Below are 17,396 nucleotides of genomic sequence, written 5' to 3' on the forward strand. Positions count from 1 at the left end.
TCTCCGGTGCGGCCTACCTCGTCCGGCCGCGCACGGCGCTCGGTCGTGGGCTCATCGGCGAGGTCGACGTCTATGTCGCCAAGGACCGTCATGGGTATGTCCGCAGCCGGGCGGGGGAATTCACGAAGGACCGGCTCCAGCTCGTCGCGACGGCGATCGTGGACGGACGGGACGGGCTCCGGGTCGAGCTGCTAGCGCCCGCGACCGGCCCGACCGAGGACAACCGGCTCGCCCAGCAGATGGAGCGGGTCAGCCAGTTCCTGGAGGCGCTGCCGGGCGACCACCCGGGCGCCGGGCTGAACCTGATCAGCAGTGAGGTCCGTGGAAACGACGACCTCATCGGCCAGGCACTCCGGCGGCTCGTGGAGGTCGGCGCGCGTGCACGACGTGCTCACGCAGGCCGAGGTCACGGGCGTCACGCCGGGTGGTCTGGTGGCCGTGAGCGGGCTTGTCGGGCTCGTCGTGGCGGCGGTGGCGTTCCTCGTCGTCCCCGTGCCGGCCGTCAGCCTGTGCTTCGGGGTGTTCGCCGCCATGGCGCCGTGGACGCTCGTCCGGGGGCGCGCGCGGCGCCGGCTCGCCGCCACCCGGGAGCTCTGGCCCGACGTGGTCGACCACCTCGCGTCCGGCGTGCGCGCCGGTCTCTCCCTGCCTGAGGCCGTCGCCCAGCTCAGCCTCCTCTGCGACGGACGACGGGGGCACGTCGTTTCTCGCGGCGCAGCCACGCGCGAGGCTGAGTCGGGCGGGATGCCAGGCGGGTGTCACCCGTCCGTTCTGTCCTGTGGACGAAGCTCCACGCGCGCCGCGCCGATGCCCTACCGTCACTCCCGAAACGGACGAACCCGACATCGGTCGGCCGGGGCGCGGGAGCGGAGGTGGGCATGGACGGCGTGGCGATCCTCGAGAGCGAGGTCCGCGAGCTCATCCGGCGGCGGGGCGTCGACCCCGTGCGCGACCGCGCCGGTGTGGTCGCCCTGGTGCACGCCGCCATGGCGGACTACGACGAGCGCTCCCTGATCGGTTCGGTGCCGCAGCTGGCGGACACCGCCGCCGCGCACAAGGCCGTGGTCGACGCGGTCGCCGGGTTGGGTCCGCTGCAGCGCTACCTCGACGACGACGAGGTCGAGGAGATCTGGATCAACTCCCCGTCGCAGGTGTTCGTGGCCCGCCGCGGTGAGCCGGAGCTGACCACGACGATCCTCACCGACGCGCAGGTGCGCGACCTCGTCGAGCAGATGCTCAAGGTCTCCGGGCGTCGGCTGGACCTGTCCAGCCCGTTCGTCGACGCCTCCCTGCCCGGTGGTGAGCGCCTGCACGCCGTGATCCCGGACGTCACGCGCCGGCACTGGTCGGTGAACATCCGCAAGTACGTCGTGCGGGCGACGAGCATGCAGGACATGGTCGGCCTCGGGTCGCTGACCCCGCAGGCGGCGGCGTTCCTGCAGGCGGCCGTGCGCGTCGGGCTCAACGTGCTGGTCTCGGGGGCGACCCAGGCGGGCAAGACGACGATGCTCAACGCGCTGGTCGGCGCGGTGCCCCCGCGCGAGCGGGTGATCAGCTGCGAGGAGGTCTTCGAGCTGCGGCCCGCGGTGCGCGACTGGGTCGCGATGCAGACGCGCCAGGCGAACCTCGAGGGCACCGGCGAGATCACGCTGCGGCGCCTGGTCAAGGAGGCGCTGCGCATGCGGCCCGACCGGCTGCTGGTCGGCGAGGTCCGTGAGGCGGAGGCGCTCGACCTCCTCATCGCGTTGAACAGCGGCGTGCCGGCCATGTGCACGATCCACGCGAGCTCGGCGCGCGAGGCGCTGGTCAAGCTCTGCACGCTGCCGCTGCTCGCAGGCGAGAACATCTCCGACCGGTTCGTCGTGCCCACGGTCGCCTCGTCCGTGGACCTCGTCGTGCACCTGGAGCTCGACGCACGCGGTCGGCGCCGCACGCGCGAGATCGTCGCCGTGCCCGGACGCGTGGAGGCCGGGATCGTCGAGACCGCCGACCTGTTCACGACGCGCGGCGGTGTGCTCGTGCGAGGCGACGGCTTCCCGCCGCACCCGGAGCGCTTCGCCCGGGCCGGTGTCGACGTCGTCGCCATGCTGCGGCAGGGCTGAGGCGTGGGCGTCGTCGCAGGGCTCCTGCTCGGGGCAGGGCTCGCATGCCTGTGGTGGTCGTGGTGGCCGGTGCCGCCGGCCGCCGACGGCCGGCGCGACGGCTGGTCGGCACGCGTGCACGACGTGCTCACGCAGGCCGAGGTCACGGGCGTCACGCCGGGCGGTCTGGTGGCCGTGAGCGGGCTCGTCGGGGTCGTCGTGGCGGCGGTGGCGTTCCTCGTCGTCCCCGTGCCCGCCGTCAGCCTGTGCTTCGGGGTGTTCGCTGCCATGGCGCCGTGGACGCTCGTCCGGGGACGCGCGCGGCGCCGGCTGGCCGCCACCCGGGAGCTCTGGCCCGACGTGGTCGACCACCTCGCGTCCGGCGTGCGCGCCGGTCTCTCCCTGCCTGAGGCCGTCGCCCAGCTCGGCGACCGTGGGCCGACCGAGCTCCGGCCACCGTTCCGGGCGTTCGCCGAGGACTACCGCGCGACCGGTCGGTTCACCGAGAGCCTCGACGTCCTGAAGGACCGGCTCGCCGACCCCGTCGCCGACCGCATCATCGAGGCGCTGCGGCTCACGCGCGACGTCGGCGGCACCGACCTCGGGCGGCTGCTGCGGACGCTGTCCTCGTTCCTGCGGGACGACCTGCGGACCCGTGGCGAGATCGAGGCCCGCCAGGGCTGGACCGTGTACGCCGCGCGCCTGGCTGTCGCGGCACCCTGGGTCGTGCTGGCGATGCTGTCGACACGCCCCGAGGCGATCCGTGCGTACGACTCGACGGCCGGTGCGCTCGTCCTCGTCGCCGGAGCCGTGAGCACGGTCGTCGCCTACCGCCTCATGCTGCGCGTCGCGCGGCTGCCCGACGACCCGCGGGTCCTGCGGTGAGCCCGGGCCTGCTCGGGGCCCTCGTCGGGCTGCTCGGAGGGTGCGGGCTGGCGCTCGTCCTGCTGCGGCTGCGCGCGCGCCGCATCACGCTGGAGCAGCGCGTGGGGCCGTACCTGCGGATGCGCGGTACGTCGTCGTTGCTGCGCGTCGAGACGGTCAGTGGCCCCTGGGGCACGGTCGAGCGGCTCGTCACGCCGTTCCTCGCCGACGGCGTGCGGCTCGTCGCGCGCATCGGCTCACCCGCAGCCGAGCTGCGTCAGCGGCTCGCGCGGGCCGCCCGCACCGAGACCGTCGAGCAGTTCCGTGCGCAGCAGGTGGTGTGCGGCGTGGTCGGGCTCGCGCTCGGCCTGCTCGTCGCCGTCCTGCTGGCCGCGACCCGCGGCGGTGCGCTCGTGCCGCTCGTCGCTCTGGTGGTCGTCGGCGGGTTCGTCGGTGCGCTCGCCCCTGACTGGTGGTTGGGACAGCAGGTCTCGCGGCGCGAGGCGCGCCTGCTCGCCCAGATGCCCACGGTCACCGAGCTGCTGGCGCTCGCGGTGAGCGCCGGCGAGGGCGCCACGGGTGCTCTCGAGCGCGTCGTGCGCCAGACCCAGGGCGAGCTCGCCGACGAGCTCGCTCGCACGCTCGCCGACGCACGGGCCGGCGCACCGCTGACCGACGCGCTGCACGGCCTCGCGGACCGGACGGGTCTGCCCGCGCTGGCGCGGTTCGCCGAGGGCGTCGCCGTCGCCGTCGAGCGCGGGTCGCCGCTCGCGGACGTGCTCCGAGCCCAGGCACAGGACGTGCGGGAGGAGGGGCGCCGCGCCCTCATGCAGACGGGTGGGCGCAAGGAGGTGCTCATGATGGTCCCGGTGGTGTTCCTCATCCTCCCGGTGACCGTCCTGTTCGCCGTCTTCCCCAGCGCGGTGGTCCTGCGGGTGGGGCTGTGACCCCGGCCGTGACACATGCGGAGGCGCCGCCCGGCGCGCTCCGGACGACGACGGAGGTCGACGATGAGGTTCTTGGCTCGGACGTGGTGCGCGGTCCTGCAGCGGACGGCAGCAGCGACGCAGGACGACCCGGAACGCGGGGACGTCCCCGGCTGGGTGCTCGTCACGCTGATGACCGCCGGCCTGGTCTCGGTGCTCTGGTTCGTGGCCGGCGACGCGTTGCAGAAGCTGTTCGTCGACGCGATCTCGGACGTCAGTCCCCGCTCCGGCACCTGACCGGGCCCGCGCGGGCGTGCACCGGCGACCGCGGGTCCGCGATCGTGGACTTCACGCTCGTCGGTGGGCTCGTGGTCGTGCTGTTCGCGTCGGTGCTGCAGCTCGCGATCGTCCAGCACGTCCGCAACACGTGCGTCGACGCAGCGGCCGAGGGGGCGCGCTACGCCGCCCAGGTGGGGCGCACGCCGGCCGACGGCGCCCAGCGCACGGCCGACCTGCTGCGCATGTCGCTCGCGGAGCGGTACTCCCAGGACGTGACGGCACGGCGGGTGGACGCCGCGGGGCTCGCGATCGTCGAGGTGACCGTGCGGGTGCCGCTGCCCGTGGTTGGTCTGCTCGGTCCCGGCGGCGTGATGGAGCTCGACGGGCACGCACCGGCGGAGTGGCCGTGAGCAGGGTGGTGCGCCGTGCGGTTCGCAGGTGGACGGCCGTGCGGGTACGTGGTGACGGTGATGCGGGCAGCGCACTGGTCGAGTTCCTCGGCATCTCGCTCGTGCTGCTCGTCCCGATCGTCTACCTCGTGCTCGTGCTGGGGCGGATCCAGGCCGCGACCTTCGCCGCCGAGGGAGCGGCGCGCGAGGCGGCGCGCGTGTACGTCGCCGCCGACGACGCGGAGCAGGGCACGCTGCGGGCGGTGACGGCGGTGGGCATCGCGCTCGTGGACCAGGGGTTCGTCGACGACCCGGCTGACGCGCTCGTGGTGCGCTGCTCAGCCGACCCGTGCCTGACACCCGGGGCCGAGGTGGCCGCGACCGTGCAGGTGCGGGTCCCGCTGCCGTTCGTGCCGACGTTCGTCGGCGACGTCGTCCCGCTCGAGGTGCCGGTGACCGCGGAGCGCGTCGCGCCGGTCGACACCTTCCGGGTCGCACGGTGAGCGGCGTGGCGTGGCGTCGCCGTGCGGTCGCCCGGCGCGTGCCTGAAGAGGACGGTCGCGACGACGGCCAGGTGATGATCCTGTCCCTCGGCTTCGGTGTGGTCGCCATCCTGCTGGTGCTCGTCATCACGGCTGCGACGGCCGTGCACCTGGACCGCAAGCGGCTGCTCGCCCTGGCCGACCTCGCGGCGCTGTCGGCCGCGGACCAGGTGAGCAGCACGTACTTCGGTCCGGACGGCGCGCGCGCCTCGGGTGGTGTGCCGCTCACGGACGCGACGGTCCGTGCGGCTGTCGAGGAGTACGTGCGCGACCACCCCGAGCCGGCAGCGCGCTGGGACGGTGTCCGCGTGCTCGAGGCCGCGACGCCGGACGGGCGCTCTGCCGTCGTCCGGCTCGGGGCGGTGACGCGCCCGCCGCTGGTCACCTGGGTGCTGGCGCCGTGGAGCGAGGGGATCGAGCTCGTCGTCGACGCCAGCGCCCGCGCGTCCTGACGTCGTCCGCCTTCCGTGCGCTCAGCACGAGCCGAACGTCGTCGTCAGCCCGTCGCGGTCCACGGCGCTGCCCGACCGGAGGGTGGCCGTCACGTAGGTGGTGTCGTTGCCCTGCGTGAACGACCGGGGGTGGGAGTAGGTGTACGTCCCGCCGCCGGTGTGCGTGAGCGGCTCAACCCTCTCGAACGGCGGGTCGGTGCGCTCCGGCGGGTCGTGGGGGAACGCGAACACGTGCCGGTACTGGATGACGACGGTGGCCGTGACCGTCAGGCCGGCCGGCTCGGCGTCGTCGAGGTCGACGGCGATCAACCCCGGGGTGCAGCGCGGCACGCCCACGACGCGTGGTCCGCGCGGGGCGACGACGTCCCAGGCCGGCCCAGGAGCCCCGTCGAGCATCGTTCTGACGACACCGGCGTTGAGGCCGTCCGTGGGGGGCTCGCCGAGCAGCTCCACCGTCATGCTCGCGGTCTGGTGCCCCGGTGCCGACGGGATGATGACAGTGGTGGGCACGCGCAGCCACGCGGGCGCGCCCGTCACGATGACGACACCCAAGGTGCAGCCCGGCGCCTCGACCTCGACGACCACGGTCCTGACGGCCGTCGTGAACGCCAGGGGACCGGACAGGGTGGGCGGCCGGCAGTCCTCCGCCACCGGGACCGTCACGTCCCTGAGGGTCTCGCCGCCGCCGCCGCGGACGGTGAGCGTGAACGTGTAGCTGCCCTGCGGCCACACCGCGTACGTGAAGGGCTGGCCCGGGGCCCCCTGCTCACCCGTGAGCAAGGGCTCGCCGTCGACCACCACGGACCAGCTCCACGTCGCGTCGTCCGGGGTGTCCACGACGGTGGCGGTCAGCGTCACGACGTCGCCGGGCACGTAGCCCGGCCGGTCGGTGACGAGCGACGTGATCGTCGGCAGCGGCGGGGTCGGTGTGGCCGACGCGGACGCAGCAGGCGGCGCGGCGGTCGCCGGTGGGGCCTCACCGGCGCCGGACGGCCCTCCGGAGCCACCGGGCGCGCCGGGGCCAGGGGGAGGTGCCCCGCCGCCGTCCGTCCCCCGTGGGGCCTGCAACCCGGGTTGCCCGCTCGCGTCGGGTGCCGGGCCGACGGAGGCCCGGGGCGTCGGGGCCGGCGCCCCGTCCGGTCCGGACCCGGGCCCCGGCGCCGTGCCCGGGTCGTCGTCCGGCATGACGCCCGCGACGGGATCGCCGCTCTCGGGGTGGTACTTCATCAGTGACTCGCCCTGGACCCACGCGCCGCCGCGCAGCGAGAGCACGCCGACGTCCTCGCCGTCGAGGTCGTTCCAGAAGACGCGCCCGTCCTTGGCCACCAGCTCGAGCCGGTGGCCGGGCGGGGCGAGCGCGAAGGTGTCCAGCGCCGTGCGGGTGCGGGTGTCCACGACGGTGGTCGTGCCCGCCGCGTGGTCCGGGACGAAGAGGTACGGCCCGCTCTGCGCGAGCGCGCCGAAGTCCGCCGTGCCGGGCTCGCCCACGTGGACCACGCTGCGGCAGTCATCGTGCCCCACGGCGGCCGTCACCACGGTCCCGCTCGCCTCGACGGCCGCGTACACCTCGTCGGTCGTGGACGAGCCGAGGACCTCGACGACGTCATCGCCACGCACGTCGAGGCAGGCGGGCCGCCCGGGACCGTCGGGGCCGAGCGCGGCCACGGCGCCGCCCGCGACGTCGACCACCACGGGCTCGCCGCGCACGAGGACCAGGCGCGCGTCGGGTGCCGTCCGTCCGGCTTCCCCGGTGCGACCCGCCCCGAACCACGCCAGCTCGCCGGACGCCGGGTCGAGCACCCACAGGCGACCGGTGGCGTCGACGACCGCCTGCTCGGCCCCGGGCGTGGCCGCCAGCGAGACCTCGTGCCGAGGGGCGAGCGTCACGGGGTCGGCCTCGGTGGCGACACGACGCCGCGGGTCGAGCACGTGGACGGCATCGGCGTCGCCGCGCAGCACGCGCACCTGCCCGGGGCTGCCGAGCGGGGCCGGGCCCGACGACCGGTACGTGGCACCGTCCACCCGACGCACCGTCCCCGCGTCGACGTCCGCGACGTAGGCGGAGCTGCCCGCCTGCGCGACCTGGACCTCGCTGCCCAGCGCCGGCACCCGGACGCTCACGACGACCTGCTCGGAGGCGCCGTCGACCAGCGTCAGCAGACCGCGCGACGGCGTCACGACCCACGCCGTGCCGCTGGTCTGGTCCAACCTGACGTGCGCGTTGCCGACGCCGAGCACCGCGAGCAGGCCGAGCGACAGCGGCACGGCGAGCACGGCGCCCCCCACCCGGCGGGTCCGCACTGCCCGGGACCAGGCGCGCAGTCCCTGCTGAGGCCACCCGTGCCCGGCGGCCCGTCTCACGCGCTCGCGCAGCTGCGTCACGTCAGGAGGAGACCGCAGGGGCCCGCGTCGTACATCGAGACGTGACCACACCCCCGGTTGTCCTTCCCGACGCACAGGGAGACGATCGGGGCGTCGCCGAGCGTCGAGGAGGACGCAATGGATGGGCACGTGGTCGTGGGGTACGACGGGTCGCCGGAGTCGGTGGCGGCCGTGCGGTGGGCGGCAGGGTCGGCAGGACGCCTCGGTGCCCCGCTGGAGGTGGTCCACGTCTGGGGGATCGCGGGCCACCTGGACACCCCGCCGGTGAGCGCGGCGTCCGCGTACGTGCGCGCCGGCGCGCAGGAGGTGGCGGACGAAGGCGCCGAGGTGGCCCGCTCGACCGCACCGCAGCTCCAGGTCACGGCTGTGCTCGACGACGGGCCGCCGGCGCGGGCGCTCGTCCGGCGGGCAGCCGGGGCGCGCCTCGTCGTCCTGGGTCGGCACGGCTCGGCGCGTCTGTCCGGTGTGCTCCTGGGGTCCGTGGCGCTGGGCACGGTGCAGCACGCCCCGTGCCCCGTCGTCGTCGTGCCCCGGACGCAGGTCGACCGGGCGTCGACCGGCCTCGTGGTGGTCGGGGTCGACGGCTCGCGGCACTCGCTCGGCGCGGTGGACGCCGCCGGTCTGTACGCCACGGGCGCGGGGGCGCGGTTGCGCGCCGTGGCCTGCTGGCAGGCGCCGGCGAACAGCCGGTCCCTGGCCGCATGGCTCCGCGAGAACCCCGCCCGCTCGGCGTCGGACCTCGCGGCGCAACACGCCGAGGAGGCGCTGGAGGCCGCGGTGGCACGGCTGCGCGAGCGGTACCCGCAGGTCGAGGTCGAGCCGCAGGTGGAGGAGGGGCCGGCCGCGCACGTCCTGGCGCGGCACGCCGAGAAGGCGGACCTGCTCGTGGTCGGCACGCGCGGACGCGGCGGGCTCGCGGGCCTGGTCATGGGCTCGGTGAGCCAGTGGCTGGTGGCGCGTGCGGCCTGCCCGGTGCTGGTGTCGCGCGCCGTGCCCGACTGACGGGGAGGTGGGGGTGCGGACCGGGTAGCCTGGTCGGTCGTGGCCACCACCGACTTTCCCGCCGAGCTCCGCCAGCTGCGCACCACGCTGGAGTCGATCGAGACGGTGAGCGACCCGACCGCCCTCGAGGCGAAGATCGAGCTGCTCTCCGACCAGGCCTCGGTGCCGAACCTCTGGGACGACCCGGACGAGGGTCAGCGGGTGACGAGCGCGCTGTCCGCCGCGCAGTCCGAGCTGGACCGCGTCAACCGGCTCCGCTCGCGCATCAACGACCTCGAGACGCTCGTCGAGATGGCCGCCGAGGAGAACGACGAGGACACGCTGGCCGAGGCGGAGGCCGAGCTCGTCGGCATCCGCAAGGACCTGCGTGAGCTCGAGATCCGCACCCTGCTGGCAGGCCCGTACGACCAGCGCGACGCCGTCGTGACGATCCGCGCCGGCGCCGGTGGCGTCGACGCCGCGGACTTCGCCGAGATGCTCCTGCGCATGTACCTGCGCTGGGCCGAGCGGCACGGGTACCCCACGACGGTGCTCGACACGTCGTACGCCGAGGAGGCGGGCCTCAAGAGCGCGACCTTCGAGGTGAAGACGCCCTACGCGTTCGGCCACCTCTCGGTCGAGGCCGGGACGCACCGGCTGGTGCGCATCTCGCCGTTCGACAACCAGGGCCGGCGCCAGACCTCCTTCGCGGCGGTCGAGGTCATCCCGCTGATCGAGCAGACCGACTCGGTCGACATCCCCGAGTCCGAGATCAAGGTCGACGTGTTCCGCTCGTCCGGTCCCGGCGGGCAGTCGGTCAACACGACCGACTCCGCGGTCCGCATGACGCACATCCCCACCGGCATCGTCGTGTCGATGCAGAACGAGAAGTCGCAGATCCAGAACCGTGCGGCCGCGCTGCGCGTCCTGCAGTCCCGGCTGCTCCTGCAGCGCCAGGAGCAGGAGCGGGCCGCGAAGAAGGAGATGGCCGGCGACGTGAAGGCGAGCTGGGGCGACCAGATGCGCTCCTACGTCCTGCAGCCGTACCAGATGGTCAAGGACCTGCGCACCGAGCACGAGGTGGGCAACCCGTCGGCCGTGTTCGACGGTGAGATCGACGACTTCATCGAGGCAGGCGTGCGCTGGCGCCGCGCCCAGCAGGGCATCGACGACTGACGTCGCACGGCCTGCCGGCACCACCGCCGGACGGGGCGGCGGGACGGACCGGGACGACCCGGACACCGCGCCGCGGGTCCGTCGATTCACAGGGGGCGCGGCGGCGTGTCCTGCCCTCCAGCGGGTGAGGACGTTCCTACCCTCGATGAGTCCCGCGGCCAGCGGGCGACCACGGGGACGCCCCGGGGCACGACGAGGCGAGGTCGGCTGTGATCCGGTTCGAGAACGTGACGAAGGTCTACGCGCGAGGCGCCAGGCCCGCGCTGGACCGGGTGTCGCTCGACGTCGAACGCGGCGAGTTCGTCTTCCTCGTCGGGGCCTCCGGGTCCGGCAAGTCGACCTTCCTGCGGCTCGTGATGCGTGAGGAGCGCGCGTCGGCAGGCCGGGTGTACGTCGCGGGCAAGGAGCTCGGCACGCTGTCGAGCTGGAAGGTCCCGCACCTGCGCCGGCAGATCGGTGCGGTGTTCCAGGACTTCCGGCTGCTGCCCACCAAGTCGGTGTTCGAGAACGTCGCGTTCGCCCTGCAGGTGATCGGCAAGCCGCGCCACCACATCCTGACGACCGTGCCCGACGTCCTCGAGATGGTCGGCCTGGCGGGCAAGGAGAAGCGCCGTCCGCACGAGCTGTCCGGTGGTGAGCAGCAGCGCGTCGCGATCGCCCGCGCCTTCGTCAACCGGCCGTCGATCCTGCTGGCCGACGAGCCCACCGGCAACCTCGACCCGACGACGTCCCTGGGGATCATGCGCCTGCTCGACCGCATCAACCGCACCGGCACCACCGTCGTCATGGCGACCCACGACGACGAGATCGTCGACCAGATGCGCAAGCGCGTCATCGAGCTGAGCACGGGCGAGATGGTGCGCGACCAGTCGCGCGGCGTCTACGGCTCGGACCGCTGAGGGGGCCGGCAGATGCGCGCCCAGTTCATCCTCTCCGAGATCGGCATCGGCCTGCGCCGCAACCTGTCGATGACGATCTCGGTCGTCCTCGTCACGTTCGTCTGCCTGACGTTCCTGGGCGCCGCGGCGCTGCTGCAGGCGCAGATCGACAAGATGAAGGACGACTGGTACGACAAGGTCGAGGTCTCGGTCTTCCTCTGCCCGTCGAACTCCGCGGCACCGACGTGCGCGGCCGGGGAGGTGACGCAGGAGCAGCGTGACGACATCCTCGCGGCCCTCGAGACGCCGCAGGTCGCCGAGTTCGTCCAGGAGATCTACCCCGAGTCCAAGGAGCAGGCCTTCGAGGCGTTCCAGCGGCAGTTCGGCGACCAGTTCTGGGCGTCCGCAGCCACCGCGGACGACATGAACGCGTCCCTGCGCATCAAGCTCACCGACCCGGAGCAGTACCAGGTCGTCGCCGACGTGGTCTCGGGGCGTCCGGGGGTCGAGTCGGTGGAGGACCAGCGCCGGCTGTTCGACAACCTGTTCCTGGTGCTCGACCGCGCGACCTGGGCCGCCGCCGGGCTGGCCGGGATCATGCTGCTCGCAGCGGTCCTGCTCATCACGACGACGATCCGGCTGTCGGCGCTGAGCCGCAAGCGCGAGACCGGCATCATGCGGCTCGTCGGCGCCTCCACGCTGTTCATCCAGCTGCCCTTCATGCTGGAGGGCGCCATCGCCGCGACGCTGGGGGCCGCGATGGCGATCGGCGGCCTGTGGCTGGGGGTCGAGTACCTGGTGGCGGACTGGCTGGGGCAGTCCGTGACCTGGATCCCGTACGTGAGCACGTCCGACGTGCTGGCGATCGCCCCGTTGCTCGTGATCGTGGCCTTCGTCCTGGCGGCCATCTCCTCCCTGGTCACTCTCAGCCGCTACACGAAGGTATGACCATGCGCCGAGCCGACCGCACGCCACCCACCGCCGCGCCGCGGCGACCGCTGCAGGCGCTCGTCGCGGTGCTGTCCGCGATCTGCGTGGCGGTGCCGGCGCTCCTGGCCGCCTCGACGCCCGCGGTGGCCGACGACCTGTCGAACCGTCGCGCGGCGACGGAGCAGCGCGCCGCGGCCGCCGACCAGCGGGCGGCCGACCTGGCGGAGGCGATCGAGGAGCTCAGCGGCGAGCTCGCGGCCGCGCTGACGAGGCTCGCCGAGGTCGAGGCGCAGCTCCCCGTCGCGCAGGCGCGGCTCGACGCGGCGGTCGCGGCCGCGCAGGCTGCGCAGCGTGAGGCCGAGATCCTTGCGGCCAGGCTCCAGGCCGCGCGCGACGAGGAGGCGGCGATCACGGAGCAGATCGTGGTCGACGACGAGCGTGAGAAGGAGATCCGCTCGGCCATCGGGCAGATGGCCCGCGAGGCGTACAAGGGCGGGCGCGACGTCTCCGGCATGAGCGTGATCCTCGACGCCGAGAGCTCGCAGGACTTCGTCGAGAAGTACGGCCTGGTGTCGACCGCGCTGCGCACCCAGACGCAGGTGCTCGACGAGCTGACGGCTCTGGCGGCCAAGAACAAGAACGCTCAGGCGCGTCAGGCTGCGGTCCGGGCGAAGGTCGACGAGCTCAAGCTCGCGGCCGACCAGAAGCTCGAGGAGGCCCGCCAGGCGCAGGCGGAGGCCGAGACGGCCAAGGCCGAGGTGGAGCGGCTCGTCGTCGAGCAGGAGCAGCGCAAGGCCGACATCGAGTCGCGCAAGTCGGAGGCGCAGGCGCAGGTCGCGGCGAACGACGCGGAGCGTGCGCAGGTCGGGCGCGAGCTCGCGGCGATCATCGAGGCGCAGCGCGTCCAGCGGGAGAAGGAGGAGGAGGCGCGGCGTGCCGCCGCGAACGCCGGCGGTGGCGGCGGGGGAGGCGGTGGCGGAGGTGGCGGGAGCGCGCAGCCCGGCGGCGTGCGCCCCGGTGCGTTGTTCGCCAACCCGACCGCCCACAACCCGATGGTCGTGACCTCGGAGTACGGCAACCGGCTGCACCCCGTGCTGGGCTACTGGCGGCTGCACGCGGGCATCGACCTGCGGGACCGCTGCGGCGAGCCCGTGTACGCCGGCCGTGAGGGCACCGTGCAGTGGGCACGTCACCGCAGCGGGTACGGCGGTCAGGTGATGGTCGACCACGGCTGGGTCAACGGGTCGTCGCTGATGTCCAGCTACAACCACATGTCGTCGTTCGCGGTGGGCAGTGGCGCGCGCGTGCGTGCCGGTCAGCTGCTCGGGTACGCCGGCAACACCGGGACGTCGGCGGCGTGCCACCTGCACTTCGAGGTGTACGTCAACGGCGGCACCGTGAACCCGCGCTCGTACCTCGGGCTCTGACGCCGGACCCGACCGTGCGGCGCAATGCCGTGGGGCTCGTGGTGCCGCGCCGGTAGGCTCGTTCTCGGTCCGACGTTCGTCGGCCCGCGCCCCTGACGGGCGATCGTCCCGGCGGCCTGCAGGCTCGCCGGTCCAGCACCAGGAACGGAGGGCCGTGTCGTGGCGAAGGCGAAGGCCGACGGCCGCACGATGGTCGCCGCCAACCGCAAGGCCCGGCACGACTACCTGATCCAGGACGTCCTCGAGGCCGGGCTCGTGCTCACGGGCACCGAGGTCAAGGCGTTGCGCGCGGGTCGCGCGTCCCTCGTCGACGGCTGGGGCGAGATCGACGGCGGCGAGGCGTGGCTGCACGGCGTGCACATCCCCGAGTACTCGCAGGGCACGTGGACCAACCACGCGCCGCGCCGCAAGCGCAAGATGCTCCTGCACCGCGAGGAGATCGAGCGGCTCGAGGCGAAGACGCGCGAGAAGGGGCACACGATCGTGCCCCTCGCGCTGTACTTCCTCGACGGGCGCGCGAAGGTCGAGATCGCGCTGGCCGTCGGCAAGCGGGAGTGGGACAAGCGCCAGGCCCTGCGCGAGCGCCAGGACAACCTGGAGTCGCAGCGCGCGATGCGGGAGCGCCGCGACCGGTGAACCCCGCGCACTCCACCTCGGACCGACCCGCGCCGGCAGACCCCGCGCTGTCGCGCGCGGTGCGTCGCCTCGCGGTCCTGACGCTCGTCCTGCTGCTCGCGCTCGGCGCGATCCTGCTCGCCCCGCCGGTGGCCTTCGCCGGCTCGGACCGCGCGGACCTGACCAGCGGCCGGGAGATCACGCGCTACGACGTGACGGCTGACGCGGCGCCCGACGGCACGGTGGACGTCGTCATCGACTTCGACTTCGACTTCGGTGACGACCCCGGTCACGGCCCCTACCTGACGTTCCCCACGCGCGTGTCGTACGACGACGAGAAGGACCGGTTCTTCGACTTCGGCGACGTGCGGGTCACGAGCTCCACAGGCGCCCCGGCGGACCTGCATCGCGAGGACGAGACCTCCGCGGTGGTCCTGCGGATCGGTGACGAGGACGTCGACGACGTGTCGGGCGTGCAGACGTACCGCGTCGAGATGACCGTGGACGGCTGGATCAACCCCGCCAACGCCCAGCACTCCGGTGACGAGCTGTACTGGAACGTGATCGGCCCCGGCTGGGAGGTCCCGTTGTCGGACCTGTCGGTGACGGTCACGGGCCCCGCGCCGGTGCAGGGTGCCGCGTGCTTCGTCGGGCCCGAGAGGTCGACGACGCCGTGCGACGACGCGACGACGACCGGCACGTCCGCGACCTTCACGCAGGGCGTCGTCACGGTCGGGCACCAGTTCACGACCGTCACCGGCTGGCCCGGGGGGACCTTCCCCGGCGTGCAGCCGATCCTGCGCGACAAGCCGGACCCGGTCCTGCCGCTGCGTCCCCTGACCGTCGGTGGCGGCGTGGCGGCCGCTGTCGTCCTGCTCGGTGGAGGCCTCGCGATCGGCCGCGTGCGGCGGACCGGTCGCGACCGCGCGTACCTCGGCCTCACGCCCGGCCTGCGGCCGGCCGACGGGTTCCAGCCCGCGACCGGGTACCGGGACCACCGCGCACCCGTGGCCGTGCAGTTCCAGCCGCCGGAGGGTGCTCGCCCGGGGGAGATCGGCACGCTCGTCGACGAGAAGGCCGACCCCGTCGACGTGACCGCGACGATCATCGACCTCGCGGTCCGGGGGTGGCTCCGCATCGAGGAGGTGCCCCGCACGAACCCGCGCAAGAAGTCGAAGGACTGGACGCTGGTGCGCCTGCGGCCCGGCACCGAGGGGCTGCTGCCGTTCGAGGCGTGGCTGCTCAGCGACCTCTTCGAGAAGAGTGACGAGGTCAGGCTCTCGGAGCTCAAGGCGACGTTCGCCTCCTCGCTCGCCAAGGTCCAGAGCATGCTCTACGACCACGTCACGAGCGTCGGCTGGTTCCGGGCCAACCCGAAGAGCGTGCGGACGACGTGGATCGTCGTCGGCATCCTGCTCGCCTCGGCGGGGTTGTTCGGGGCCCTCGTCGCGACGGCGATCCAGGTGGTTCCTGGGCTCGCGCTCGTGGGGATCGCCCTGTTGCTCGTGGGTGTGCTGGTCCTCGTCCTCAGCGGGTCCGCCCCGGCCCGCACACCGGACGGCACCGCCGTGCTCGCGCAGGCGCTCGGGTTCCGCCGCTACCTGGCCACGGCGGAGGCCGACCAGATCCGGTTCGAGGAGGGGCAGGACGTCTTCAGCCGGTACCTGCCGTACGCGATCGTCTTCGGCCTCGCCGACCGGTGGTCGCGCGTGTTCGCGGAGCTCGCGGCACAGGGCGTCGCCGTCGCGGCTCCGATCTGGTACGTCGGCGCGTACCCGCCGGGGGCCGACGGGTTCTGGGGAGCGGGCTTCGTCGGTGCGCTCGACCGGTTCGAGTCGATCACCACGGCGGCCATCTCGGCGCCGACGCCCGGCTCGTCCGGGGACTCGGGGTTCAGCGGTGGGGGCTTCTCGGGCGGTGGCGTCGGCGGCGGCGGTGGCGGCGGCTGGTGAGGTGCCGGCGGCGGGCGGCTGGTCGTCCGTGCCAGGCGGCGAGCAGCGCTCAGGTGCCGTCCGCGCGTGACCCGAGGGCGCTCTCGCCCGTGCGTCGCAGCGTGTTGCGGGCCACGACCTGCTGCCACGTCGAGGCCCGCTCGGACCGGGCACGGCCGACGAACGACACGGCCCAGTGCAGCAGTGTCGTGACCCGGTTCTTGAACCCCACCAGGTACAGCAGGTGGACGCCCAGCCACAGTCCCCACGCCGCGAGGCCGGACGTCCGGACAGAACCGATCTGCGCGACCGCGAAGAACCGCGAGACCGTGGCCATGCTGCCCTTGTCGCGGTAGACGAACTCCTGACCGGTGGGTTCGTCCGCCAGCCGCCGTCGGATCTGGTCGGCGGCGTGCTGCCCGCTCTGGATCGCGACCTGCGCGACGCCGGGGAGCTTGCCGTGGCGCATGAGGTCGCCGATGACGAACACCTCGGGGTGTCCGGGCAGCGTGCAGTCGTCCTCGACCGGGACCTGACCCGAGCGGGTCGTCTCGATGCCCGCGCGCTCGGCGAGCACGCGGCCCACGGGTGCGCCCGCGACACCGGCGGCCCACACCTTGCACACCGACGGGATGACGCGCCGCTGCCCGCCGTCGTCCTCCACGGTGACCGACGCCTCGTCGACGTCGACGACCTTCCACCCCGTCCAGACCTCCACCCCGACGTGCTCGAGCTCGCGCGTCGCCGCGGCGGCCAGCTCGTCCGGGTAGCCGGGCAGCACCTGCGGCACCGGGTCGACGAGCAGGATCCGGGCCTTCGTGGGATCGATCCGCCGGAACTCGCCGGGCAGCACGCGGTGCGCGAGCTCGGCGACCTGCCCGGCCATCTCGACGCCCGTCGGGCCGGCGCCGACGACGACGAACGTCAGGAGCCGGTCGACGACCTCGGGGTCGTCGGTGAGCTCGGCCATCTCGAACGCGCCGAAGATCCGCGCGCGGACCTCCATCGCGTCGTCGAGGCTCTTGAGACCCGGCGCGTGCTCGGCGAACCGGTCGTTGCCGAAGTACGACTGGCCGGCCCCGGCAGCCACCACGAGCGAGTCGTAGCGGGTCCGGCTCACGCCCATCGGCGAGCGGTGCACGACCTCCCGCGCGTCGAGATCGACGTCCTCCACGACACCGAGGACCACGCGCGCGTTGCGCTGGAGACGCAGCACGTCGCGCGTCGCGGGCGCGACCTCACCCGCGGACAGGATGCCCGTGGCCACCTGGTACAGCAGCGGCTGGAAGAGGTGGTGGTTCACGCCGCTGACGACTGTGACGCGCACGCCGGGGACGCGGGCGAGCGCCCGGGTCGTGAAGAGGCCGCCGAAACCGGATCCCACGACCACCACGTCGTGCGGGCGCTGGGTCGATGCCATCAGGTCCTCCCGGGCCTCGGGTCGGCGTCGGACGTGTCGGGCCGACGTTACGGCGCAGGGCCGTGCCTCGCTCGTCGGCGGGAGGCGTTCGACGCGCGCTCGGGGCCCGCAGCGGGTAGACCT

At 73.8% G+C, this 17,396-nt stretch carries 16 protein-coding genes; 14 read left to right on the top strand and 2 right to left on the bottom strand.

All coding sequences use genetic code 11. The features are described from left to right. Window positions 1–878 precede the first annotated feature (878 nt). The 7 genes from NP048_RS06195 to NP048_RS06225 all read left to right on the top strand — a co-directional run bounded on the left by NP048_RS06195 (window position 879) and on the right by NP048_RS06225 (window position 5,533). A complete protein-coding gene (locus tag NP048_RS06195) occupies window positions 879–2,102 on the top strand; it encodes a TadA family conjugal transfer-associated ATPase (RefSeq protein WP_227577340.1) in 1,224 nt (407 codons plus the stop codon). A gap of 3 nt (window positions 2,103–2,105) precedes the next feature. Continuing rightward, window positions 2,106–2,966: a type II secretion system F family protein gene (locus NP048_RS06200; protein WP_227577341.1), complete on the top strand. Its 861-nt coding sequence runs from the start codon at window positions 2,106–2,108 to the stop codon at window positions 2,964–2,966. Next, on the top strand, window positions 2,963–3,892 hold the full coding sequence (locus NP048_RS06205; RefSeq protein ID WP_227577342.1) for a type II secretion system F family protein: 930 nt from the start codon (window positions 2,963–2,965) through the stop codon (window positions 3,890–3,892). The genes NP048_RS06200 and NP048_RS06205 overlap by 4 nt, the downstream gene beginning before the upstream one ends. A gap of 63 nt (window positions 3,893–3,955) precedes the next feature. Then, the gene (locus NP048_RS06210; protein WP_227577343.1) at window positions 3,956–4,168 is read left to right on the top strand and encodes a hypothetical protein; all 213 of its coding nucleotides are present in this window, start codon (window positions 3,956–3,958) and stop codon (window positions 4,166–4,168) included. Window positions 4,169–4,212: 44 nt separating this feature from the next. Then, window positions 4,213–4,560, top strand: coding sequence for a TadE/TadG family type IV pilus assembly protein (locus tag NP048_RS06215; protein WP_256769452.1), 348 nt, complete (start codon window positions 4,213–4,215; stop codon window positions 4,558–4,560). 38 nt (window positions 4,561–4,598) lie between these two features. Then, window positions 4,599–5,042: a pilus assembly protein gene (locus tag NP048_RS06220; protein WP_227577344.1), complete on the top strand. Its 444-nt coding sequence runs from the start codon at window positions 4,599–4,601 to the stop codon at window positions 5,040–5,042. Window positions 5,043–5,047: 5 nt separating this feature from the next. Next, window positions 5,048–5,533, top strand: coding sequence for a pilus assembly protein TadG-related protein (locus NP048_RS06225; protein WP_227577345.1), 486 nt, complete (start codon window positions 5,048–5,050; stop codon window positions 5,531–5,533). A gap of 21 nt (window positions 5,534–5,554) precedes the next feature. Here the strand turns inward: NP048_RS06225 and NP048_RS06230 are convergent, their stop codons facing one another. After that, window positions 5,555–7,807 carry a hypothetical protein gene (locus NP048_RS06230; protein WP_227577346.1) on the bottom strand — a complete coding sequence of 751 codons (2,253 nt, stop codon included), beginning with the start codon at window positions 7,805–7,807 and terminating at the stop codon, window positions 5,555–5,557. 225 nt (window positions 7,808–8,032) lie between these two features. Between NP048_RS06230 and NP048_RS06235 the strand changes: the two genes are divergently transcribed. The 7 genes from NP048_RS06235 (at window position 8,033) to NP048_RS06265 (ending at window position 15,874) form a co-directional block, all read left to right on the top strand. Continuing rightward, entirely contained in the window at window positions 8,033–8,917 is an 885-nt protein-coding gene (locus tag NP048_RS06235; protein ID WP_227577347.1) for a universal stress protein, read from the top strand. 39 nt (window positions 8,918–8,956) lie between these two features. Beyond that, window positions 8,957–10,072 (top strand): peptide chain release factor 2, encoded by a 1,116-nt coding sequence (prfB, locus tag NP048_RS06240; RefSeq protein WP_227577348.1) that lies wholly within the window; start codon window positions 8,957–8,959, stop codon window positions 10,070–10,072. A 209-nt stretch (window positions 10,073–10,281) separates the two neighbouring features. After that, window positions 10,282–10,971: a cell division ATP-binding protein FtsE gene (ftsE, locus tag NP048_RS06245; protein WP_227577349.1), complete on the top strand. Its 690-nt coding sequence runs from the start codon at window positions 10,282–10,284 to the stop codon at window positions 10,969–10,971. 12 nt (window positions 10,972–10,983) lie between these two features. Next, entirely contained in the window at window positions 10,984–11,898 is a 915-nt protein-coding gene (ftsX, locus tag NP048_RS06250) for a permease-like cell division protein FtsX (protein ID WP_227577350.1), read from the top strand. 2 nt (window positions 11,899–11,900) lie between these two features. Then, the gene (locus NP048_RS06255; RefSeq protein ID WP_227577351.1) at window positions 11,901–13,307 is read left to right on the top strand and encodes a peptidoglycan DD-metalloendopeptidase family protein; all 1,407 of its coding nucleotides are present in this window, start codon (window positions 11,901–11,903) and stop codon (window positions 13,305–13,307) included. Window positions 13,308–13,466: 159 nt separating this feature from the next. Next, the gene (gene smpB / locus NP048_RS06260; RefSeq protein ID WP_227577352.1) at window positions 13,467–13,943 is read left to right on the top strand and encodes an SsrA-binding protein SmpB; all 477 of its coding nucleotides are present in this window, start codon (window positions 13,467–13,469) and stop codon (window positions 13,941–13,943) included. Next, complete coding sequence (locus tag NP048_RS06265; protein WP_227577353.1) at window positions 13,940–15,874, top strand: DUF2207 domain-containing protein; 1,935 nt, start codon at window positions 13,940–13,942, stop codon at window positions 15,872–15,874. The genes smpB and NP048_RS06265 overlap by 4 nt, the downstream gene beginning before the upstream one ends. Window positions 15,875–15,923: 49 nt before the next feature. Here the strand turns inward: NP048_RS06265 and NP048_RS06270 are convergent, their stop codons facing one another. Beyond that, window positions 15,924–17,273, bottom strand: coding sequence for an NAD(P)/FAD-dependent oxidoreductase (locus NP048_RS06270; protein ID WP_227577354.1), 1,350 nt, complete (start codon window positions 17,271–17,273; stop codon window positions 15,924–15,926). Between the last annotated feature and the right edge of the window lie 123 nt (window positions 17,274–17,396).

This window comes from Cellulomonas xiejunii (genome assembly GCF_024508315.1).
Taxonomy (GTDB): Bacteria; Actinomycetota; Actinomycetes; order Actinomycetales; family Cellulomonadaceae; genus Cellulomonas; species Cellulomonas xiejunii.